The organism is Paenibacillus sp. IHBB 3054 (assembly GCF_051594305.1).
Classification (GTDB): Bacteria; Bacillota; Bacilli; order Paenibacillales; family Paenibacillaceae; genus Paenibacillus_AQ.
Genome location: NZ_JBOFBG010000066.1, coordinates 1 through 21,284, shown reverse-complemented (window position 1 = coordinate 21,284; position 21,284 = coordinate 1). Strand labels below are relative to the sequence as shown.

Genomic DNA, 21,284 nt, shown 5'->3' with positions numbered 1-21,284 from the left:
TAGAACGAATAATTTTGTTGACAGGGATAATGAGAATCAATATCATTTAAAAAGTAAGGCGAAGGCCTCGGACACCTTTGACCATTAATGCATGTAAATACAGGAGGGGTATTTAATGTTTTCGATGAACAATAAGAGATCAGGCAGCATGAAGCTGGCATTGATCGGATGTATGGCAATGACTTTGTTCTTGTCCGCTTGCGGCAATGGCAATAATGAGAATGCTGCAAATTCTGGAGCGGAAGCTACCGCTGCACCTACGGCTCCGGCTACTGCTGAAGCAACGGCAGCGCCAACGAAAACAACTGCACCGGCTACAGAGAAAACGGTGACAGACGCCATGGGACATGAAGTCACAGTACCAGCGAATCCGCAGCGCGTCCTTGCTTCTTATATGGAAGACTACCTGGTAACACTGGGCGTTACCCCGGTAGCGCAGTGGTCCGTGCCAAACGGAACCCAGGAATATCTGATTGCTGAGCTTAAAGATGTGCCAACCATCAGCTATGATCTTCCGCTGGAGGCTGTGACCAGCTTTGCACCGGATTTCCACATTGTGCAGTCTGAGTCTAGTGTGCAGAACGGTCTGTATGACCAGTTGAACAAAATCGCACCTACTTATGTCCTTGGTGACAAGATTAGCAAAGACTGGCGCAAATCGTTGCTCAAAATCGGTGAGCTCCTGAACAAGAGCACTGAAGCTGAACAAGCCATTGCGGATTACGATCAAAAAGCAGCAGATGCAAAAGCCAAGATCAGCAGCTCCATTGGTGATGATTCGGTCGCCATTCTGTGGCTGGTGTCGAAGAACTTCTTTATAGTAGATGAAACACGCAGCAGTGGTGCTGTATTGTACGGAGATCTGGGGTTGAAGCAACCCAACCTGGTTACAGAAATCCCTGCGGCATCCAGAGCGACCTGGAATCCGATCACGCTGGAGAAATTGGCTGAACTGACCGCAGATCATATCTTCCTGGTGAACAGTGACAAGACCGAAGCCTCTGACATTCTTAACGGAGCAATCTGGAAGGGTATCCCTGCGGTTAAGGCTGGAAATGTTCATGAACTTAGCGAGGCAAGCAGCTGGCTGTACAGCGGAGCCATTGCCAACTCCAAAACCATTGATGATGTCTTGAGTTTTCTCGTGAAATAATCAGCCTTAACTGTGTGTAGAGAGAACTCTTCAGCGGTGGAGGGATGTGCAGGTTCTTGTATCTTGAGATACAATGACCTGCACCTTTTTTTAGGACATTGACTTAATCGTTCACAGTGAAAGTGCGAGCTGTGAAAGCTTGTACATAATTCAGATATTTGCGATAATGAGAATGATAGTTGTTCTCATTAAAACATTGAACTCATCCTATTAAGGGGAAGACTTATGGTGTCATCCACACGTTCTATAGCTAACAATACAAATCCGTCAGGAGATCAACCGCTGAAGACAAGGCCGGTTGCTGCGGTAGTTATTTTGATTTTCGGCCTTGCCGCTGTCGTCTTTGGTCTGGCACTTTCCGTTTCGGTGGGTGCCGCGGATATTAGACTGGTGACGGTATGGGAGGCAGTCTTCCGGTTTAATCCGGATCTGCAGCAGCATCAGATTATTCGGGAACTGCGGATTCCCCGTGCTTTGGCGGGAGCACTGGTTGGTGCTTGTTTCGCCGTCGCAGGAGCAATTATGCAGGGCATGACCCGCAATCCGCTGGCAGATTCCGGCTTGCTGGGTCTGAATGCCGGTGCCGGCGCAGGATTGGCGTTAGCTTTTGCTTTTGCGCCATCTGCTTCTTTTCTCTACATCATGCTGTACTGCTTCATCGGCGCTGCAGCGGCGGCCATTCTTGTGTTCGGGATTGGCTCGCTCTCCCATAGCGGCTTAACCCCGCTGCGTCTGACCCTTGCCGGCGCCGCTGTAAGTGCTATGCTGCTGGCGGTAAGCCAGGGAATCGCGATTCTGTTTCATCTGTCCCAGGATATTGCCTTCTGGATGGCAGGCGGGATCGGCGGGACGAATTGGACACAGCTTCGTATTTTGTTTCCCTGGATTGCGGCAGCTCTGATAGGATCTCTGCTGATCTCCCGATCCATTACACTCCTTAGTCTCGGACGCGATGTAGCGGCGGGACTTGGACAGCGGACCAGGCTAGTGCAAACAGCCGGGATTATTATTGTAGTGATTCTCGCCGGCTCCGCGGTTTCGACGGTTGGACCGATTGCTTTTGTGGGGCTGATTATCCCCCATATTACCCGTTATCTGGTTGGTGTCGATTACCGCTGGATTATTCCCTGCTCTGCAATACTCGGCAGTTTACTAATTGTATTTGCTGATATTGCGGCCAGAATGATTAACGCGCCTTATGAAACACCGCTAGGCGCTTTAATCGCAGTGATCGGCGTGCCGTTCTTTATTTACTTGGCGAGTAAACGGAAGGGGGAGCTGTCATGAGCAAAGCTCTGCACTCACCCACCGGGAAACAACGCCGTACCCGGGAAGCAGCCATATTGACTTCACTAGCAGTTCTTATCGTGGTCATCTTTGTTGTCAGTATGAACACCGGGTTAATGCGATTATCACCGCTGGATGTCCTACACACAGTCCTTGGAGAGGGAACGCAGCAGCAAAAGCTGATTCTCTTTGATTTCCGGCTGCCGCGCATAGTGATCTCGCTGCTTGTCGGCGCAGGGTTTGCGGTTTCCGGCTGCATTCTGCAAAGCTTATCACGCAATGCGCTGGCGGAGCCTTCTACACTGGGGATTAATGCCGGTGCCGGGTTTGCGGTGATTATCTTTATCTCATTTGTTCCGGCAACCTCGGCAGCTCCAATCTTTGTTCTTCCGCTGCTGGCGCTGGCCGGAGCAAGTCTTACGGCTGCACTTATTTATTTCCTGTCTTTCCGGCGTGAGGATGGCCTCTCGCCGACAAGAATGATACTTATCGGGATCGCTGTAGGTGCAGGCATCTATGCTTTCCAATTGATCCTGTCGTTAAGGCTGGATCCGCAGAATTATCAGTTTGTGGCGATCTGGATGGCCGGTAAAATCTGGGGCGGCGACTGGAGATTTGTGCTTGCGCTGACACCTTGGATAGCTATTTTGCTGCCATTTGCGTTCTACAAAGCCCGGGTGCTGAATGTACTTAACCTCGGGGACCAAACCTCGGCCGGGCTGGGCATGCCGGTGGAGAAGGAACGCATTCTGCTGCTGGCCGCCGCAGTCGCGCTGTCTGGCTCCTGTGTCGCCGTAAGCGGCGGCATAGGCTTTGTGGGGCTGATTGCGCCCCATCTCGCCCGCAGGCTCGTTGGACCGAAGCATCAGGTGCTGCTGCCCGCCTGTGCCTTAATCGGCGCGCTGCTGCTGCTTACCGCGGATACTATTGGCCGCTGGATTCTGCAGCCGGCTGAAATACCGACAGGTATTGTAGTTGCGCTGATCGGCGCTCCCTATTTCCTATATTTACTGGCCAAATCAAAGGCCTGATTATCTAAAGGAGCAAAATACTCCATAAAACTAAGCGAATGCTTACGAAGTCAGTTTTATTGCGTCGTTAATCTTAAAGGAGCACATGCTCCATAAAACTTTTAAGGAGTGAAGATCATGTCGGAACGTTTGAATACAGAACAGCTGAGTATTGGTTATGCGGAGGCTACGATTGTTAAAGGGTTGAACCTGTCTCTCCCAACAGGGAAGATCACAGCGCTGGTAGGAGCGAACGGCTCCGGGAAATCCACAATTCTTAAGACGATGGCACGGATTATGAAGCCTAAGAGCGGCAATGTCATGCTCGACGGCAAATCAATTCACACCCTATCTACTAAAGAAGTGGCTCGTCAACTGGCCATTCTGCCGCAAAACCCGACGGCTCCGGACGGACTGACTGTATCCGAACTGGTTGGATACGGGCGTTACCCGCATCAGAAGGGCTTTGGCACCCTGACTCCTGAAGACCGCGCGATTATCGCCAATGCGATTTCCGTTACCGGGATGGAAGAGTTCCATGATCGTCCAATCGACCGCCTCTCCGGTGGACAGCGCCAGCGTGCCTGGATTGCCATGGCCTTGGCCCAACAGACAGATATCCTGTTCCTTGACGAGCCGACCACGTTCCTTGACATGGCTCACCAGCTGGAAGTACTGCAGCTGCTGCAGAAGCTGAACCAGGAAGAGGGCCGCACGATCATTATGGTGGTGCATGATTTGAACCATGCCTCCCGCTACGCGCAGCATATGGTAGCGATCAAGTCGGGCACCGTAATCAGCGAAGGGAACCCGATGGAGGTTATGACACCAGATGTGCTTCGCAAAGTATTCGGAATCGAATGTGATATCGTTCCCGATCCGCGTACAGGTGTACCTTTATGCCTTCCTTACGAGCTTGCTGCTTATAAAGCTGTCGGCATGTAATTGACAAGTGAAGGATTAGCTGGGGGAATTAAGGAGGAAACGAAATGAATGAGGCACAGATAAAAGACATAGGCAGCAAATTTGATCTTTATCCATCTCCCCCAGAGGAGGCGAGGTATTCATTTACAGCGCAGGATCTGATTAGTGTAGAGGGTATGAGAGCATTTATGGACTGCTACAGACCGCTGATGAAGGCGCTGGACGATAAGGCTGTGGCTGCATACTTCGGCGGCTGGTTCTCCAGCGTGGCGCTGGCAGTACAATATTCGGTCTCGTTATATTCCAATGTTCCGGTGATCAACTTATCTAATTTGCGCATTCATCTCATTCCGGCGAGCGGGTATTGCCGCGTTGCCTTCTCCTTGGATTCCTGGGTGATAGATCCAGCGCCTGCTGACGAACAGGGTCGGGTTACTTGGCGTAATAAAGTGTTCACAGAGTTCTACAGGAACACAGCAAGCCCGCTGCTGCATGCAATGTCTGCCGCCAGCGGATTGAGACTGGGGGAGATCTGGGGACAGCTCCCGTCTAAGTTCAACTACTACATTGAAATGCTTGCAGCAGGCAACAGCAATAAGGAATTTCTGATTCACGTGCAGGACGACTACAGTTATCTGAGGAAAGACCTGGCTGCGGAAGTGTTCCAGCTTCCCAGAAATCCATTTGATGTTGAGGTACGCAAGATCGAATCCCTTGCCGATCCAGAGCAGAGGGTACACATGCGTAACCGCTGCTGTCTGTATTACCGTACTGAAGGCGGAAGTGTCTGCTATACCTGCCCCCGTCTGAAAGAAGAGGAACGGGCCACACGTAGAGCCGAATACCGCATTCAAGCTGCGTCGTCACAGGTTTAGGATATAACTGTAAGAATTGTTTCATACTAAAAATAGCAGGCATTCCACAGCAGGCTCCCGTCATTGACAAGGGAGCCTGTTCGTTGTTAAAGTTGTGGTTGCCATAGTTCAAAGTAAAGCTGGATCAACATAAACATTATAGAAGGTAAGATTTATTATTTTCATAGAGTAAAAGGAGCATGAAGGATGAATATCAGCAAAATTCAAGAGGATCTGCAGCAACTGGCTCCTGCCGGTACGGTAAAAAGCCATGAAGTGCTTAAGGATTATGTATTCACCCAAATGGGAGGCCGTGCAGATATACTGGCTGAACCTGCCACTTATGAGGAAATTCAAAATATTGTTACATATGCCCGGAAGAATGATATTCCTCTCACAGTACTGGGAAATGGTTCAAATGTAATTATCCGTGACGGTGGAATCCGCGGGATCGTTCTGCAGACCTCTGGCCTGAACGATATGGGGATTCAAGGAGATCTTCTTTACGCCCAGTGCGGTGCCAAGATCATTGATGTATCCAGGTATGCCCTTGAGCAGGAACTGGCAGGTCTCGAGTTTGCCTGCGGCATCCCCGGAACAGTTGGCGGTGCTCTCTATATGAATGCTGGCGCTTATGGAGGGGAAGTTAAGGATGTGCTGCAAAGTGCGCTTGCTATCAATAAGGCAGGGCAGCTGGTCACCCTGCAAGGGGATGAGTTTCAGTGGGGATACAGACAAAGTGTCTTTGCGAGCGGTGAATATATCGTGCTGGAAGCCAGATTCGCGCTAAACCCGGGAAATCCTGCTTTAATTAAAGCTTCCATGGATGAATTGACCTATCTGCGTGAATCCAAGCAGCCGTTGGAATACCCGTCATGCGGCAGTGTCTTTAAGCGGCCGCCGGGCCGTTATGCCGGACAGCTGATCCAGGAAAGCGGGCTTCAAGGGACCCGGATTGGCGGTGCGGAAGTCTCGCGTAAACATGCCGGATTTATTGTCAACGCAGATAATGCTACTGCGAGCGATTATATCGGACTTATTCAGCATGTGCGAGCTGCAGTGAAGGATAAATTCGGAGTCGAGCTGGAGACTGAAGTGGAAATTATCGGAGAAGAATAACTTCATTTTGTTGGCCGCGGGAGCAATTACCGCGGCCTACTTTTATGCATAGAGACATGTGCAGTGGACATTCAGTAATCCGATTAGCTTATGGAGAGAGCATACTTGGCTCTATCTGTCTGGAGTTCCGCGTTATCTTCACCAAGATTATCCAAATGTAGTCCGCTGACGGCAATTTCATAACTATGCTGTGGAAGCGGCACAAGTTCACCATCCGCATTCAGGGTATTGCCTGAACCTCTTAAGATAAGCGCATCATCCAGATAATCATCGATTGTATCCTCAGCGGTGCGGTACTCTACAGTTTCCAATTGAAAGTGGACTGTATCGAGATCTTCAAGCTCCTGCTTTTTGATTACAATGGTTTTGTTTGCGTGAGCATCGAGCCAATCTATAAGCTTCTGTACCGTTTGATCCATAAGTTGATCCCATCCTTATTTAAGAGATTATAAATTCTAAGTTACCCCTTTCGTTGAAATTGAATCCATATTTCTGAAACAGTTCCTTGGGATATTCTCAATTTCTACGAATAAGCTTGAAGGAAAGCAAACTTTAGGCAAAGGTGGGTAGGCCATTGATTCAGCTTACGGAGGTATCGAAATCGTTTCAGGAGAAGCGGGCGGTAGACCGGCTGTCTTTTTCAGTGGGGGAAGGGGAAGTATTTGGCTTTCTAGGCCCCAACGGGGCGGGGAAAACAACAACCATTCGGATGATGACCGGCCTGCTTCAGCCTAGTGAAGGACAAATATTAATTAATGGCATGAATATTTCACAACATAAAAAGAAGGTTCACGCTGAGATCGGGGTTGTCTTTGAGCTGCCTAATCTTTATGTACGCAGTTCGATCCGCGACAACCTTGAACTTTTTGCCGATTTGTACGGTGTGTCAAAGGGTCGGTTGGATGAAGTGATTGGAAGCCTGCAACTGGAGGAACGACAGAAATTCAAGGTTGGCAGCTTGTCCAAAGGCTGGAAACAGCGTGTGTTAATCGCCAGAAGCCTGCTGCACAGGCCCAAAGTACTGTTCATGGATGAACCGACAAGCGGATTGGATCCCAACTCGGCGGCGCTTATCAGGAAATACATAATGAGGATTAAGGATGAAGGAACCACGATTGTTATCACCACTCATGATATGCATGAGGCGGAAGAGTTAAGCGACCGTGTAGGCATTATGCATGCAGGACGATTGGTGGCACTGGATAACCCGCAGAGCTTGAAAAAGGCTTACGGAAAGGCAGAGATAGAAGCTGAATATTGGCAAGAGGATAAAGTGATGAGCACATCCTGGCCATTGGCAGATGAGATGACGAAAGACCACATTTATCAGCTTATGGCGAGCGGGAAGCTTATCAGCCTGCATAGCAAAGAAGCTTCTTTGGCTGACGTATTCGCCGCCCTGACGGGAAGTGAGCTGAGTTGAATCAAGTGATGAAGCTGGTCCGTCATGAATGCAAGGATTTGCTCCGCAACCCTTCTATAATTATCCTCGTGATGCTGCCGATTTTTATGTCCAAAATCATCATCTCGGTCATGGACAAAAACGGGATTAACTTTATGCTGCTGTCTACGTGGATTTTGTTCGCCCAGGTTATGGTAGGTATTATGATGACCGGTCCGGGTCTCATTGAAGAACGGGAAAGTAAAACCTTTGATGCGCTGCTTATATCACCGCTTGGCAGAGGACAGATTATCGTGGCGAAAGGTTTAACAGTTCTGCTGTTTTCTGTTTTGTCGCAAACAGTTGTATTTCTGCTCAATCAGGGATTTGCCTCAGAATTGCTGTCGGTATTTCCGTATATGCTGGCTGGAGGGATCCTTTTTGTGGAGGTTGGAATGATCATCGGATTGAAGATAGACTCTTCTAAGAATGGTTCTGCCGTCAGCTCTGCGGTCATGGTTGTCTTTTTCCTGCTTGCTTCCGTATATCAGGCACTGCCGGACTGGACTTATCCATTCTTCGCCGCTTTGCCAAGCATTGAAATCGTGGAAAATTTAAATCGTATTCTAAACGGCGACGGCCCGCTGCTTTTCGAGAGTCTGCTGCTCCCGCTGTGGATGACCGTTCTGGCACTATGGATCTGGAGAACCGGCAAAGAGTAGTAATGGCAATAAGTTCTGTTAGCAGGCAAATTCTTAAGGGTTGTCAATCTTCTGCCAATCATGTTATAGTTCAAGACGTTAATAAAAAGCTTAAGAAGAAGTCTGCGTGTACATCGCAGGAGAGGTTCGCAAACTCCCTCTATAAAAAACTAAGACAACTTGATGCATAGGTAAAGTCTCCGGTTGAAAGGGGCTTAAGGGAGTATAGGGAGATGCCTATACTTATTTCCTGCTATGCTGCGTAATTTCTTAGTAGGGCCATGTTTTCGAAATCTCGTTCTTCTTTCCAGTTCAGGCAGTAAGCCGCGGGAAAAGAGAGGGGTTTTTTGTCATGTCAGAAGGCAGATTGAAAGAGGAAATGCAAGAGGTCACCCTGTTGGGCAATCAAGGGACGCAGTACAAATTCGGCTATGATCCGGGAATTCTCGAGGTGTTTGACAACAAACATCCCGGCCGCGATTACTTTGTGAAGTTTAATTGCCCCGAGTTCACCAGCCTGTGTCCCGTAACCGGACAGCCGGATTTCGGTGTGATGTACATTTCGTACGTTCCGGAGCAAAAGATGGTCGAGTCCAAGTCCCTGAAGCTCTATCTGTTCAGCTTCCGCAATCATGGTGACTTTCATGAAGACTGTGTCAACATTATTATGAATGACTTGATCTCGCTCATGGAGCCGCGTTACATCGAAGTATGGGGCAAATTCACCCCGCGCGGCGGAATATCCATTGATCCTTACTGCAACTGGGGGCGTCCGGGAACCAAGTATGAGGCGATGGCCGAACACCGGCTGATTAATCATGACCTATATCCAGAAAAAGTGGATAACCGATGATCCCAGAGCGTGGAGAGGAGAGAGTGTGAAATGAATAAAAAAGCGCTCGTCGTATTCAGCGGCGGACAAGACAGTACAACCTGCCTCGTGTGGGCTATTCAGCACTTCGAGGAAGTTCAGGTCGTTACTTTTAACTATAACCAGCGCCATGCCGCTGAAATTGAGGTTGCCAAGGAAATTGCCGCCAAGTTCAATGTGAAGCAGCATATTCTTGATTTGGGCTTGCTGAATCAGCTGGCACCCAATGCTTTGACCCGTGATGATATAGAAATTGTATCCGGTGAAGGGGATGAATTGCCCAGCACCTTTGTAGATGGCCGGAACCTGCTGTTCCTGTCCTTTGCGGCAATTCTGGCGAAGCAGCTGGGATATGCCAATATAGTCACCGGCGTATGCCAGACCGATTTCAGCGGGTATCCAGACTGCCGCGATGTGTTTGTGAAATCATTGAATGTAACTCTCAATCTGTCCATGGATTATGAGTTTGTCATTCATACACCGCTAATGTGGCTGGATAAAAAAGAAACCTGGAAGATGGCCGACGAGCTGGGCCAGTTTGATTACATCCGTCAGCACACTCTGACTTGCTACAACGGTATCATTGGCAGCGGCTGCGGTACCTGCCCGGCATGCTTGCTTCGCAAGCGTGGCCTTGAGCAATATGTGGCTGAGAGAAAGAAGGTCGGCTTATAATGCTGGGCGAAGTATCGGTTTGTAAAATATTCACTTTTGACGCTGCACATCAGCTGATTGGACATAAGGGGAAATGCAGCAATCTCCACGGCCACACCTACAAGCTTGAAGTGGTCCTGAAGGGCAAACCTTCCGTGGAGGAGGGGCATTCGGACGAAGGCTTCGTGATTGATTTCAGCGATATTAAAAGCACGGTACAGCAGAGTCTGGTCGACCGGCTGGATCACGCTTTTCTGGCGATGGGCAACGAGCCTGTGCTGGATACATTGACAAATACGGGATCGAAGGTAGCGCTGCTCTCCTTCCGCACGACGGTGGAGAACATGGCGTGTTATATAGCCTACAAGCTGAAGCAAGCGGCGTTGCCGCTATATTCCGTTAAACTGTGGGAGACGCCCACTTCCTGGGCGGAGGTGCTGGCTGAGGATATTCCGGAGGATGGACCCTCCTACCGTATGCATGGGGGTTGTGACTGTGAGTAAGATTCCGGTGATAGAAATGTTCGGCCCTACCATCCAGGGGGAAGGCGCGGTTATCGGAGTGAAAACCATGTTTGTCCGTACCTATGGCTGCGACTATCGCTGCAGCTGGTGCGATTCCGCATTCACATGGAATGGTTCGGCCAAGGATAAGGTGCGGTTGCTTACGCCAGAGGAAATTATGGCCGAACTGCTCTCGCTAGCCGGAAATAACTTTGACTGTGTGACCATCTCCGGTGGCAACCCTGCACTAATTGGCGAGGCGATGGGTACGTTCATCATGGGGTTGCACGAGCGGGGCATTCAAGCAGCAATCGAAACGCAGGGCAGCCGCTGGCAGGAATGGTTCAACGATGTGGATGTGCTGACAATCAGCCCCAAGCCGCCAAGTTCAGGTATGACGACGGATTGGGAGATCCTTGATGGCATTATGGGGAAGCTGCATGATAAGGGCAAAGCTGCCCATAGCCTGAAGGTTGTTGTTTTCAACGAAGGCGATTATGAATATGCCAAAGCAGTGCATAAACGATACCCTGAGGTGCCACTGTTCCTGCAGCCGGGCAATGAAGATGTAACGGAGGAAGGTGACATTTCCGTACGTCTGCTGGGTAGACTGGAATGGCTGTTTAATCAGGTGATCGTCGATCCGGAGATGAACCGGGCACGGGTGCTCCCTCAGCTTCATGCACTCATCTGGCATAATAAACGAGGGAAATAATCAAGATTCGAACCGGACTTTTGCTATGCAGAGGCCCGGTTTTTTGTTGTACAAGAAATTATATAAAGGGATGACAATTTCATAATGTTTGCAGATGAATTTGTAAAATATCAAGGGGATTCTTCACGTATTCTTCTGGTATAATTATTGAAAAATCAGGGAATAGCGAGGGATCATACATGACAACAGCCTTATTAATTATCGATGTCCAAGAAGCCATGTTTTCTTATGATGTGAAGCTGCATGATGAAGGAGGCGTGATGGACCGGATTATATCGCTATTGAATAAAGCCCGTTCCGCAGGGGCTCCGGTTGTCTATATCCAGCATACCGAGGATGAGGAATATACGAAGGGTTTGCCCACCTGGCAGATCAGCAGCCGAATTACGCCGAAGGAGGAAGACTCCATCGTCGAGAAGCCGACTTGGGATGCTTTTCACCGTACCCGGCTGCATGAGGAGCTGCAGCGTTTGGGTGTGACCGATCTTGTCATATGCGGGATGCAAAGCGAATTCTGTGTCGATACAACCACTAGACGGGCCTACAGCATGGGGTATTCCAGCGTACTGGTCCAGGATGCGCATAGCACTTTCGGCAATGCCAATTTTAGCGGTGAAGAGATTGTCAGGCATCATAATTCAGTGCTGGGCGGGAGATTCGCCGTGCTTCGGCCGGAGCGTGAGGTAGAATTCCAATGAATGCAGGGAAATCTGCGATGAAGCCAGTGCGCCGGTCCAGGTTGAGATTGTTCGCCGGCAAGCGATATTTCACCTGGAAAAGATACTGGACATGGTTTATCCGGCGCAGGAACAAGGCAACAAATCATCGGTCTGAGGCACTGCCCTATAAGGCAGCCGGGCATTCAACCCCGCTCCTGCGCAGACTGCGAAATGTGGACATGCAGCTACAGTACAATAAGATTGCAAATCTGCGTCTGGCCGTCGCCAGGCTGGATGGTCTGGTGATCTCGCCGGGAGAGACCTACTCGTATTGGCAAACGATCGGCAAGCCAACCCGGCGCAAAGGTTACTTGGACGGAATGGTTCTATATTACGGTGGTTTTCGTTCCGGCACAGGAGGCGGATTATGCCAGCTGTCCAATCTGATCTACTGGATGACGCTGCACACCCCGCTGACCGTGACCGAGCGGCACCGCCACAGCTATGATGTATTTCCCGACGAACAGCGGACACAACCTTTCGGCAGCGGGGCTACTTGTGCATATAATTATTTGGATCTGCAGCTTCAGAACAATACAGACCGGACATATCAGCTGAAGCTGCACCTGGATGATACTCATCTGTACGGCGAATGGCGATGCGATGACAAGCAGCTTTATCATTATGAGGTATACGAGGCTGATCATGTTATCCGTCTGGAGCCATGGGGCGGTTATGTCCGCAGCAACAGCATCCGCCGCAGAGTATTTACGCGGAGTGGCGAGCTTGCAGGGGATGAAGCGGTAGCCGAAAATCATGCCCTGATGATGTACTCTCCGCTGCTGCATCCGCCCACTGAATTAGCGGAAGGGTGATGAACTGGTGAATCTTGACGGTGATTGGTACTGGAAGTCAGATGATGAAGTGGGGTTGGGAAGCTCAAGCAGGCTGAAACGTAATATTAGGGCGTGGACTGTGTTACTTACTGTTGTATTGGCAGCGGCTGCGCTTGCAGGCTGGCTGATGCTGCAAGGAATATTCGATTTTTTTGAATACTTAGGCATTTAGGAGAAAGACTTCGGGGAACAACGGATAAACACCGGGACTTTGGGGTTATAACATAGTATGTTGCTAACAAGTTTAGCCTTGCTAAGTTCTTAACTCTACTTCCGAAGGAGTGTTTCTCAACATGAAGGCAGTAACCTATCAAGGGAAGAAGAAAGTCGAAGTTAAAGAAGTAGCCGACGCCAAGCTGGAAAAGAAGGACGACATCATTGTGCGCATCACCTCGACAGCCATTTGCGGTTCGGACCTTCACATTTATAACGGGGAAATCCCCGGCATGCACGACGACTATATTATTGGACATGAGCCGATGGGAATCGTCGAAGATGCCGGACCGGACGTTACCAGAGTCAAAAAAGGCGACCGCGTCATCATTCCTTTTAACGTAGCCTGTGGACAATGTTATTTCTGCCAGCATGAAATGGAGAGCCAGTGTGACCGTACGGCGGCTTTGCCGGCGGACAAGCGGAGCTGCTGCGTGTTCCTTACGGTAATTTTGGTCCTTTTGTTATTCCTGAGGATGCAGAGATGGAGGATGAGAAACTTCTGTTCCTTTCGGACATTGTGCCAACAGCCTGGTGGGGCGTGGAAAGTGCTGGGGTAAAGCCTGGAGACACGGTCATTGTACTAGGCTGCGGGCCTGTTGGACTGCTGACGCAGAAATTCGCCTGGATGAAGGGAGCCTCGCGGGTCATTGCGGTAGATCATATCCCATACCGTTTGCAACATGCCAAGCAGACGAATAACGTCGAGATTTTTAATTTTGCCAAGATAAAGAACTTAGAGGTGCATCTGAAGGAGATTACCCGCGGCGGGGCGGATGTGGTGATTGATTGTGTCGGACTAGATGCGAAGATGTCTGTGGTGGAAAAAATCGAAACAACGCTGATGCTGCAAGGCGGATCGCTCAGTGCGTTCCGGATGGCCGCCCAGGTGGTTCGTAAATTCGGAACGATCCAGCTCGTCGGCGTGTATGGGCTTAATTATAATATGTTCCCGCTGGGGCAATTGTTTGAACGCAATATTACGCTCAAGATGGGTCAGGCTCCAGTGATTCATTACATGCCGATGCTCTATAAGATGATTAAGGAGAACAAATTCGATCCGACAGACATCATTACTCACCGGCTGCCGATCAGCAGAGCGGAGCATGGCTACCAGGTGTTCGGAGACAAGGAAGAGGATTGTATCAAGGTTGTGCTTAAGCCTTAATGTTACGGGAGTTCATCGGTTACCGGATTAACATACGAAGGCATGGGTTTCCGCCGCAGGTCGGGAGGCCATGCCTTTAATGTTTTCAGGAAGCTGCAGTCTTTGTTGCGAATTTTCATGAAAAAAGCTGCAATTTTCCGGATTCTGCGGTAAATTTACATAAGTGACTTTTATCTGAGCCGAAAGGATGCCTGCCGTGACTTCAAAAAAACCGCCTGTTCCCATTCCGCTATTGATGCTGATTGGAATTGTGGCTATTTCTTTTTCTTCTATTTTTATAAAATGGTCGTCCGCTCCGGTATCGGTTCAGGGAATGTACCGGCTGCTGTTCACCTCGCTATTGATGCTGCCCTTTGCCCGGCCATACAGCGGTGCCGCTTTTGCCCTGCGCCGGAAAGACTGGCTGCTGCTGGTTGTGTCCGGGGCGATGCTGGCCCTGCATTTTTTACTGTGGATGGGTTCACTGAAATTCACCTCTGTAGCCAGCTCGACGATGATTATGGCACTGGAGCCGGTGTTTATTATGCTGGGAGCCTATTTGCTGTATAAAGAAAAAAACAGCATGTCCGCCATAGCGGGGCTTGCCATCGCGATCTTTGGAGTTGTATTTATTGGCTGGGGAGATATCGGCCTGTCCTCCGATAATTTAAAAGGTGATTTGCTGTCCATTGGCGGAACAGCAGCGGTTGCCGCTCATTTGCTGATCGGACAGAAGCTGGTAGCCCGCATGCCATCGTATTTGTATAGCCTGATTGTATTTATCGCAGCGGCTATTGTTTTCGCGGTATATAATCTGCTGGCGGGTATTCCGTTCTTTGATTATCCCCCAAGGGAGTGGGGAATCTTCGTATTGCTGGCAATCGTTCCGACCGTATTCGGCCACATTCTGTTTAACTGGCTGCTGCAGTACACTTCGGCGACTACCGTTTCGATGAATATTCTGGGAGAGCCGGTTGGCGCAAGTATTCTAGCCTTCCTGCTGCTTGGCGAACAGTTGACAATCCTCCAATGGGCCGGCGGTGTATTGGTAATGGGGGGGCTTGCAGTCTATTTGTATGCAGGACGCAGGAAAGCGGCGAAGAGAAGTGAGGCTCTGCCCAGCATCTCCTAAAGCACACATTCTAACAGACAACTTATCAACATAAAGGGGTATTTCACAGTATGAATGATCAAGACTTAGAGCAAGAACCGCAAGACAATCTGGGAGCTACGCCTTCCAGCGAAGAACTGTGGAATGAGGATACCTATGCCGCATGGACCAGCAGATTCGGCACTCCGTCAGAGGCAGCAGCGAAGTTGTCTAAAGATCCAGCATCCCGGCTGTTCCCGTTAAACGCTTATTTCGGAGAAGTCCGCGGGAAGAAGATGATGAATCTGATGGGCTCGAACGGCATGAAGGCGGTAGCCCTTGGGCTGCTGGGAGCTGAAGTAACTGTTGCCGATTTCTCGGAAGCCAACGCCCGGTACGCGGCGGAATTGGCGCAGGAAGCCGGAGTCGGGCTGTCCTATATCGTCTCGGATGTGCTGAAGCTGCCGGACGAAGTGCTGGACAGCACGTATGATATCGTTTTCGCTGAAATGGGGATTGTCCATTATTTCACCGACCTGACCCCGTTTATGGAAACTGTCTGCCGTCTGCTGGCTCCGGGGGGAACCTTCGTGCTGCGCGACTTTCATCCGGTAACGACCAAGCTGATTTCTTCCAAAGGATCAACCGCTAAAGTACGGAAGCACAAGGTAAGCGGCGATTATTTCGATACAGCGCTGGAAGAGAAAAAGGTGTCTTACTCGAAGTATTTGCCTGCTTCAGGCAGTCAGACGGGTGAGAAGCATAGTGTTGTTTATTGGCGGCGCTGGACTTTGGGGGAGATCGTTACGGCAGCCGCCGCTAGTGGTCTAGTCATCCGAGAACTGGTGGAGGAGCCCAACCTGTCGTCTGAGGTTTACGACAAAGGAATTCCCAAGACGTTTACACTGGTAGCAGAGAAACGTTGAATTTACGATGGAATAGCTTTGGTGTCCTTTTAAGGACGGTGGCCGTTTCTGCGGAGAATCGAAAGATAGTTAATGGCATGAATAAATAAGAAATGTATTTCAACATAGAACCGGTGGTCTGCTTTGAGCTGAATCAATCAGCCTGAGTGGAGCACCGGTTTATTTAAAAATATAAGAATTTATATGCTTCACGCTATACATTATCCTTCTATTTCTCGCTGAAACGGATACCGTCCTTTTGAGGACGGCGAAGCCGTTTCCACTTGTTCACATCATTAATTAATTCATATAGTTAATGACATTAAATAAATACAATTAACTGTTATCATACCAACACGCTCTCAGCAGCAGCCATTTCCACAAACGCCTGCTGCAAGGGAGTTAAGGTATAATCCTTTCGCCAAGCCAGTACATAAGTCGCAAGCCCGGGCGAAATCCCCGGGAGCGGAGCATAACTTAAACGGCCCAAGGCCGCCTCGTCTGCAACCCCTGCTTTGGAGAATAGTCCCACATTTCCGCCTTCACTAATCATCCTTTTAAAGGCCTCCGGCGAATTCACAACAGTATTATTCCATACACGCACATTGTTCAGCTGTGCCCATTGGTCGGCTGTTCCTCTCAGGCTGGAAGCGGGATCATGCTGAATCCATGGCTCTTGCGCCACCAGCTCCGGGGACAGCACTTTAATTTGAGCAAACGAATGACCGGGTGCAAATATAAGAACAACCTCATCCCGGGCAACCACCTGTGTATGAAAGGAGTCATCTCCGCCATCACTGTCTTGCAGTATCCCCAGTTGGATCTCCCGCCCCCTCAGCCGTTCGCGCACAAGGTGGTCCGATTGTATCGTAAGCGACACATCTATCCCCGGATGAAGATTGATAAATTGCGACATTATATTAGGAACAAAGTAAGTACCAGGCATATACCCGGCCTCAAGTGTAAGGCTTCCTGATGTGAGGGAGGAGAACTGTTTGACGCTCCGCTCCGCTTCTGCAGCGAGTGAAACTATACGAACTGCGTATTGAAAAAGCGCCCGTCCGGCATCGGTTAACAGCACACGCCCGCTGCGGTATTGAAAGAGGGAGGCTCCAAGCTCATTCTCAAGGCTTTTCATATGAAAGGAAACGGTAGGCTGCTTTAGGCCCATTTCGGCAGCGACATCCGTTACTTTTTTATATTTTTCAATCAGGACTACAATTTGCAGCTTCACAATATTCATGGATTTCCTCCGGTCTGGATGGCAATAAGTTAATAAAACATCTTCTTAATATAGATTATATCTATACCGTTATACATTTTCTATTAGAATTTTTATCTTTCGTTTTACAAACATAAGCTTTTTCTCTAACGAACGAGCTCTAGAATAGGAAGAGTCATAAGAGATACACACAGAGGAATGCTTCCAAAGTGAGTTTTGTAAGAAGCAGATTCAATGGGTCAGACACACACAAAACCTTTAGGAGGAACAAACAACAATGCAATTCAGAAAATCGTGGATCATGGCTTTGGCTTTAACCAGTGTAGTAGCACTTTCGGCATGCGGTAACGGAGGAAATAATGCGGCAACTAATAATGGGGGAACTAATGCAGCTGCGACAAATACACCTACAGAAAGCAGCGGCGCAGAATTAAGCGGATCGATTCTAGCTTCGGGCTCCACAGCGCTTCAGCCACTTGTTGAAATGGCAGCTGAAGGCTTTATGGATGCAAACGCAGGCGTTGATATTCAAGTACAAGGCGGAGGAAGCGGCACGGGCTTGACTCAGGTTGCTGAGAAGCAAGTAGATATCGGTAACTCCGATGTGTTCGCAGAAGAGAAGCTGAAGGATGCAGATGCAGAAAAAGCAAAATCACTCGTTGACCATCAAGTTGCAGTTGTAGCGATTGCAGCAGTAAGCAACCCGAAAGCTGGAGTAGACAGCCTGACTAAACAGCAGCTGGTTGACATTTTCACAGGAAAAATTAAGAACTGGAGTGAAGTTGGCGGAGCGGATCAAGCGATTCAAATTATCAACCGTCCAGCAAGCTCGGGTACACGCGCAACCTTTGAAAGCTTCGCACTTGGAACTAAAACAGAAGACCAAGAAGGATCGATTCAAGAAGACTCTTCCGGTACTGTTAAGAAAATGATCGGCGAAACTCCAGGGGCTATCGGATATCTGGCTTTGTCTTACCTTGATGAAACTGTAAAAACGCTGAACTATGAAGGTGTTGAGCCTTCTGTAGACAATGTTATCTCCGGTAAATATCCGGTGTGGGCTTACGAGCACATGTACACAAATGGTGAGCCTGCTGAACATGTCAAAGCATTCCTTGACTACATCATGACAGATGAAGTGCAGAACGGCGATGTAGTAGAGCTTGGATATATCCCGGCTTCGAAAATGCAGGTTTCCCGTGATGTAGAAGGCAAAGTATCAACCAAGTAATTCCTGGCTGACAAGCTTTACAGACTTCATTCATTAGAACTTCATGTGATTAGAGGCGGAATCCTTCTGCCTCTCTTTTCACTTTAGAAAGAGGGAGCAGCTTGAGTGTAAAACCTAAGAAATCCAAAATTGAAAAACATCATATCGAAGATTTTATCGGGCGTTCTTATATGTCCTTCTGTGTACTCCTATTGATAGTAATCATTGTATCGATGGTGTATTTTGTGGCGTCCAAAGGGATTGCTAACTTTACCAGCGGTGAAATTAAGCTTTCTGATTTCTTGTTCGGCAAAAAATGGTCCCCGGAAGGCGACACTCCCTCTTACGGAGCATTGCCTTTTATTACCGGCTCATTTCTGGTTACGCTGCTTGCGGCGCTTATCGCAAGTCCGCTCAGTATCTGTGCAGCCCTGTTCATGACCGAGATTGTGCCAGGCTGGGGTAAAAGGCTGCTGCAGCCGGTTATCGAACTGCTGTCAGGTATCCCATCAGTCGTTTACGGCTTTGTGGGTTTAAGCGTCATTGTGCCGTTTCTGCGTAATACCTTGCCAGGTCAGGGCATCGGGGTTGCTGCAGGCGCGCTTGTCCTATCGGTAATGATTTTGCCGACGATTACAAGCGTGGCTGCAGACGCGCTGGCTTCTTTGCCGCAAAACTTAAAAGAATCCTCCTTTGCGCTCGGTGCTACACGGTGGCAGACGATCTCCCGGGTGATTCTTCCGACTACATTCCCTGCAATTATGACGGGGGTAGTGCTGGGGATGGCCCGTGCTTTCGGTGAAGCCCTTGCTGTACAGATGGTAATCGGAAATGCACCTTTCGTGCCGCGGTCGCTTTTCGAATCGGCTTCAACCTTGACCAGCGTAATTACGCTTGGCATGGGGAACACAACGATGGGTTCAACGCACAATAATGCGCTGTGGAGTATGGCGCTGGTTCTTATGCTGATGACTTTTGCTTTTGTCCTCATCGTAAGAATGCTCGAAAGGAGAAATAAAATTTGAAGCCGAGAACAGCAGACAAGGTTGCCACTACGGTTATCGTCTTTTTCGCATTACTTATTGTAGCCATTCTGGTTGGATTGCTTGGATATATTCTGATCCGTGGCTTAAACCATATCAGTTGGGATTTCCTGACTTCCGCACCGCAAAAAATCCGCGCAGGCGGAGGTGTGGGTCCACAGTTGTTCAACTCACTGTTCCTGCTGGTGCTGACGCTGATCATAACTGTACCGCTGGGTCTTGGAGCGGGGATCTATATGGCAGAGTATGCACGTCCAGGTAAACTTACGAACTTTATCCGCCTGATCGTAGAAGTACTGTCTTCCTTCCCTTCCATTGTCGTAGGTTTGTTCGGTCTGTTATTGATCGTAAACACCTTCAATCTGGGGTTCTCCTTAATATCCGGTGCTCTCGCACTTACCGTATTTAATCTGCCGCTGATGGTGCGTATTACGGAGCAGGCGTTCCGTACAGTGCCTAAGCAGCAGAAAGAGGCAGGATTTGCCCTTGGATTATCCAAGTGGAAGATTGTTACCTCTGTACTGTTTCCCGTGGCGCTGCCGACGATTATCACCGGTACGATCCTCTCCGCTGGCCGTGTTTTCGGTGAAGCGGCCGCTCTGATGTTTACGGCGGGCATGAGCAGCCCGCGTCTGGATTTCACCAACTGGAATCCGCTTAGTCAAACTTCACCGCTTAATCCTTTCCGTCCGGCTGAAACCCTGGCCGTCCACATCTGGAAAGTCAACAGCGAAGGGCTGGCGCCTGATGCCGTACAAATCGCAGCCGGAGCTTCGGCCGTGCTCGTTATTACAGTATTGATCTTCAATCTGGCCGCACGGTATTTCGGCAGATATATTTACCGCAAGCTGACTGCTTCCAAAAGAATGAACTAAAACTTTGATTATAGAAACATTTTAGGAGGAGTAAGAGATGGGAATAGCGGAACCTGTGGTGCGTGAATCATTTCAAACAGAGGACCTGAGCATATTTTACGGCACATATGAAGCAGTGAAGGGAATCAGCCTTCCTTTTGGCCAGAATACTGTTACTGCACTTATTGGCCCGTCGGGCTGTGGTAAATCGACTTTCCTTCGTTCGCTTAACCGTATGAATGATGACATCTCCGGTACGACAACGAAAGGGAGCATCTGGATTGACGGCGTGGACATCAACGCTCACGGCACGGATGTGATCAAGCTGCGGCAAAAGATCGGCATGGTCTGGCAGAAACCGAATCCATTCTATAAGTCGATTTATGACAATATTGCTTTTGGTCCAAAATACCATGGCATTAAAGGTAAGCAGGCACTGGACGAAATTGTGGAAAGCAGTCTGCGGCGTGCGGCATTATGGGACGAGGTCAAGGACCGCCTGAAGGATTCAGCGTTGGCGTTGTCCGGCGGACAGCAGCAGCGGTTATGCATAGCCCGCGCATTGTCGGTTAATCCGCAGATCCTGCTGCTGGATGAACCGGCATCGGCACTCGACCCTGTATCGACCGGTAAAGTGGAAGAGCTGATCAAGGAACTCAAGGAAGAGCTTCGCATCGTTATTGTTACGCATAATATGCAGCAAGCGGCGCGGATTTCGGATTTTACCGCATACTTTTACCTCGGTTCACTTGTGGAATACGACAAGACAGAGAAAGTCTTCAGCAATCCGGAGAATCAAATGACCCAGGAATATATCATGGGCCGTTTCGGCTGATCGAAAAGAGCTACAGGCACTGCCCGTTCGGGCGGTGC

23 protein-coding genes, 1 pseudogene and 1 riboswitch are annotated in these 21,284 nt (G+C 49.3%); of the genes and pseudogenes, 22 read left to right on the top strand and 2 right to left on the bottom strand.

Annotated elements, in window-relative coordinates; all coding sequences use genetic code 11:
* Nucleotides 1-115 precede the first annotated feature (115 nt).
* From ACQ76X_RS34885 to murB, 6 genes are all read left to right on the top strand, one after another.
* Nucleotides 116-1,153, top strand: coding sequence for an iron-hydroxamate ABC transporter substrate-binding protein (locus ACQ76X_RS34885; protein ID WP_438498448.1), 1,038 nt, complete (start codon nt 116-118; stop codon nt 1,151-1,153).
* 225 nt (nt 1,154-1,378) lie between these two features.
* Nucleotides 1,379-2,440 (top strand): FecCD family ABC transporter permease, encoded by a 1,062-nt coding sequence (locus ACQ76X_RS34880; protein ID WP_438498447.1) that lies wholly within the window; start codon nt 1,379-1,381, stop codon nt 2,438-2,440.
* A complete protein-coding gene (locus ACQ76X_RS34875; RefSeq protein WP_438498445.1) occupies nt 2,437-3,471 on the top strand; it encodes a FecCD family ABC transporter permease in 1,035 nt (344 codons plus the stop codon). The genes ACQ76X_RS34880 and ACQ76X_RS34875 overlap by 4 nt, the downstream gene beginning before the upstream one ends.
* Nucleotides 3,472-3,588: 117 nt before the next feature.
* The gene (locus tag ACQ76X_RS34870) at nt 3,589-4,395 is read left to right on the top strand and encodes an ABC transporter ATP-binding protein (protein WP_438498443.1); all 807 of its coding nucleotides are present in this window, start codon (nt 3,589-3,591) and stop codon (nt 4,393-4,395) included.
* A gap of 44 nt (nt 4,396-4,439) precedes the next feature.
* Nucleotides 4,440-5,249 (top strand): (2Fe-2S)-binding protein, encoded by an 810-nt coding sequence (locus tag ACQ76X_RS34865; RefSeq protein WP_438498441.1) that lies wholly within the window; start codon nt 4,440-4,442, stop codon nt 5,247-5,249.
* A gap of 186 nt (nt 5,250-5,435) precedes the next feature.
* Nucleotides 5,436-6,347: a UDP-N-acetylmuramate dehydrogenase gene (murB, locus tag ACQ76X_RS34860; protein ID WP_438498439.1), complete on the top strand. Its 912-nt coding sequence runs from the start codon at nt 5,436-5,438 to the stop codon at nt 6,345-6,347.
* A gap of 83 nt (nt 6,348-6,430) precedes the next feature.
* On the opposite strand, the gene ACQ76X_RS34855 is transcribed toward murB, so the two are convergent.
* Entirely contained in the window at nt 6,431-6,766 is a 336-nt protein-coding gene (locus ACQ76X_RS34855; protein WP_438498437.1) for a hypothetical protein, read from the bottom strand.
* A 155-nt stretch (nt 6,767-6,921) separates the two neighbouring features.
* On the opposite strand from ACQ76X_RS34855, the gene ACQ76X_RS34850 reads away from it, so the two are divergent.
* The 12 genes and pseudogenes from ACQ76X_RS34850 to ACQ76X_RS34795 all read left to right on the top strand — a co-directional run bounded on the left by ACQ76X_RS34850 (nt 6,922) and on the right by ACQ76X_RS34795 (nt 16,103).
* Complete coding sequence (locus tag ACQ76X_RS34850) at nt 6,922-7,770, top strand: ABC transporter ATP-binding protein (RefSeq protein WP_438498436.1); 849 nt, start codon at nt 6,922-6,924, stop codon at nt 7,768-7,770.
* Between the two features lie 5 nt (nt 7,771-7,775).
* Nucleotides 7,776-8,450 carry an ABC transporter permease gene (locus ACQ76X_RS34845; RefSeq protein ID WP_438498450.1) on the top strand — a complete coding sequence of 225 codons (675 nt, stop codon included), beginning with the start codon at nt 7,776-7,778 and terminating at the stop codon, nt 8,448-8,450.
* Between the two features lie 115 nt (nt 8,451-8,565).
* Nucleotides 8,566-8,609: riboswitch (PreQ1 riboswitch) on the top strand.
* Between the two features lie 172 nt (nt 8,610-8,781).
* Nucleotides 8,782-9,282 carry a preQ(1) synthase gene (gene queF / locus ACQ76X_RS34840; RefSeq protein WP_341093623.1) on the top strand — a complete coding sequence of 167 codons (501 nt, stop codon included), beginning with the start codon at nt 8,782-8,784 and terminating at the stop codon, nt 9,280-9,282.
* A 9-nt stretch (nt 9,283-9,291) separates the two neighbouring features.
* On the top strand, nt 9,292-9,975 hold the full coding sequence (gene queC, locus ACQ76X_RS34835) for a 7-cyano-7-deazaguanine synthase QueC (protein WP_438498435.1): 684 nt from the start codon (nt 9,292-9,294) through the stop codon (nt 9,973-9,975).
* Nucleotides 9,975-10,457 carry a 6-pyruvoyl trahydropterin synthase family protein gene (locus tag ACQ76X_RS34830; RefSeq protein ID WP_438498433.1) on the top strand — a complete coding sequence of 161 codons (483 nt, stop codon included), beginning with the start codon at nt 9,975-9,977 and terminating at the stop codon, nt 10,455-10,457. The genes queC and ACQ76X_RS34830 overlap by 1 nt, the downstream gene beginning before the upstream one ends.
* Nucleotides 10,450-11,172, top strand: coding sequence for a 7-carboxy-7-deazaguanine synthase QueE (gene queE, locus ACQ76X_RS34825; protein WP_438498432.1), 723 nt, complete (start codon nt 10,450-10,452; stop codon nt 11,170-11,172). Before ACQ76X_RS34830 ends, queE begins: the two co-directional genes overlap by 8 nt.
* 179 nt (nt 11,173-11,351) lie before the next feature.
* The gene (locus ACQ76X_RS34820) at nt 11,352-11,870 is read left to right on the top strand and encodes a cysteine hydrolase family protein (RefSeq protein WP_438498430.1); all 519 of its coding nucleotides are present in this window, start codon (nt 11,352-11,354) and stop codon (nt 11,868-11,870) included.
* Nucleotides 11,867-12,706, top strand: coding sequence for a VanW family protein (locus tag ACQ76X_RS34815; RefSeq protein WP_438498428.1), 840 nt, complete (start codon nt 11,867-11,869; stop codon nt 12,704-12,706). The genes ACQ76X_RS34820 and ACQ76X_RS34815 overlap by 4 nt, the downstream gene beginning before the upstream one ends.
* 7 nt (nt 12,707-12,713) lie before the next feature.
* Complete coding sequence (locus ACQ76X_RS34810; RefSeq protein ID WP_438498426.1) at nt 12,714-12,899, top strand: hypothetical protein; 186 nt, start codon at nt 12,714-12,716, stop codon at nt 12,897-12,899.
* Between the two features lie 121 nt (nt 12,900-13,020).
* Nucleotides 13,021-14,108: pseudogene (locus tag ACQ76X_RS34805) on the top strand (zinc-dependent alcohol dehydrogenase).
* A gap of 196 nt (nt 14,109-14,304) precedes the next feature.
* Nucleotides 14,305-15,219 carry a DMT family transporter gene (locus ACQ76X_RS34800; protein WP_438498424.1) on the top strand — a complete coding sequence of 305 codons (915 nt, stop codon included), beginning with the start codon at nt 14,305-14,307 and terminating at the stop codon, nt 15,217-15,219.
* 50 nt (nt 15,220-15,269) lie between these two features.
* On the top strand, nt 15,270-16,103 hold the full coding sequence (locus ACQ76X_RS34795) for a class I SAM-dependent methyltransferase (protein WP_438498422.1): 834 nt from the start codon (nt 15,270-15,272) through the stop codon (nt 16,101-16,103).
* A 325-nt stretch (nt 16,104-16,428) separates the two neighbouring features.
* Here ACQ76X_RS34795 and ACQ76X_RS34790 read toward each other — a convergent pair whose 3' ends face one another.
* On the bottom strand, nt 16,429-17,325 hold the full coding sequence (locus tag ACQ76X_RS34790) for a LysR family transcriptional regulator (protein ID WP_052092118.1): 897 nt from the start codon (nt 17,323-17,325) through the stop codon (nt 16,429-16,431).
* A 256-nt stretch (nt 17,326-17,581) separates the two neighbouring features.
* Between ACQ76X_RS34790 and ACQ76X_RS34785 the strand changes: the two genes are divergently transcribed.
* The 4 genes from ACQ76X_RS34785 to pstB all read left to right on the top strand — a co-directional run bounded on the left by ACQ76X_RS34785 (nt 17,582) and on the right by pstB (nt 21,246).
* Entirely contained in the window at nt 17,582-18,535 is a 954-nt protein-coding gene (locus ACQ76X_RS34785) for a phosphate ABC transporter substrate-binding protein PstS family protein (RefSeq protein ID WP_340898041.1), read from the top strand.
* A gap of 101 nt (nt 18,536-18,636) precedes the next feature.
* Entirely contained in the window at nt 18,637-19,539 is a 903-nt protein-coding gene (gene pstC / locus ACQ76X_RS34780) for a phosphate ABC transporter permease subunit PstC (protein WP_038592656.1), read from the top strand.
* Complete coding sequence (gene pstA / locus ACQ76X_RS34775) at nt 19,536-20,432, top strand: phosphate ABC transporter permease PstA (RefSeq protein ID WP_438498419.1); 897 nt, start codon at nt 19,536-19,538, stop codon at nt 20,430-20,432. The genes pstC and pstA overlap by 4 nt, the downstream gene beginning before the upstream one ends.
* Nucleotides 20,433-20,469: 37 nt before the next feature.
* Nucleotides 20,470-21,246 carry a phosphate ABC transporter ATP-binding protein PstB gene (gene pstB, locus ACQ76X_RS34770; protein ID WP_438498417.1) on the top strand — a complete coding sequence of 259 codons (777 nt, stop codon included), beginning with the start codon at nt 20,470-20,472 and terminating at the stop codon, nt 21,244-21,246.
* Nucleotides 21,247-21,284 lie beyond the last annotated feature (38 nt).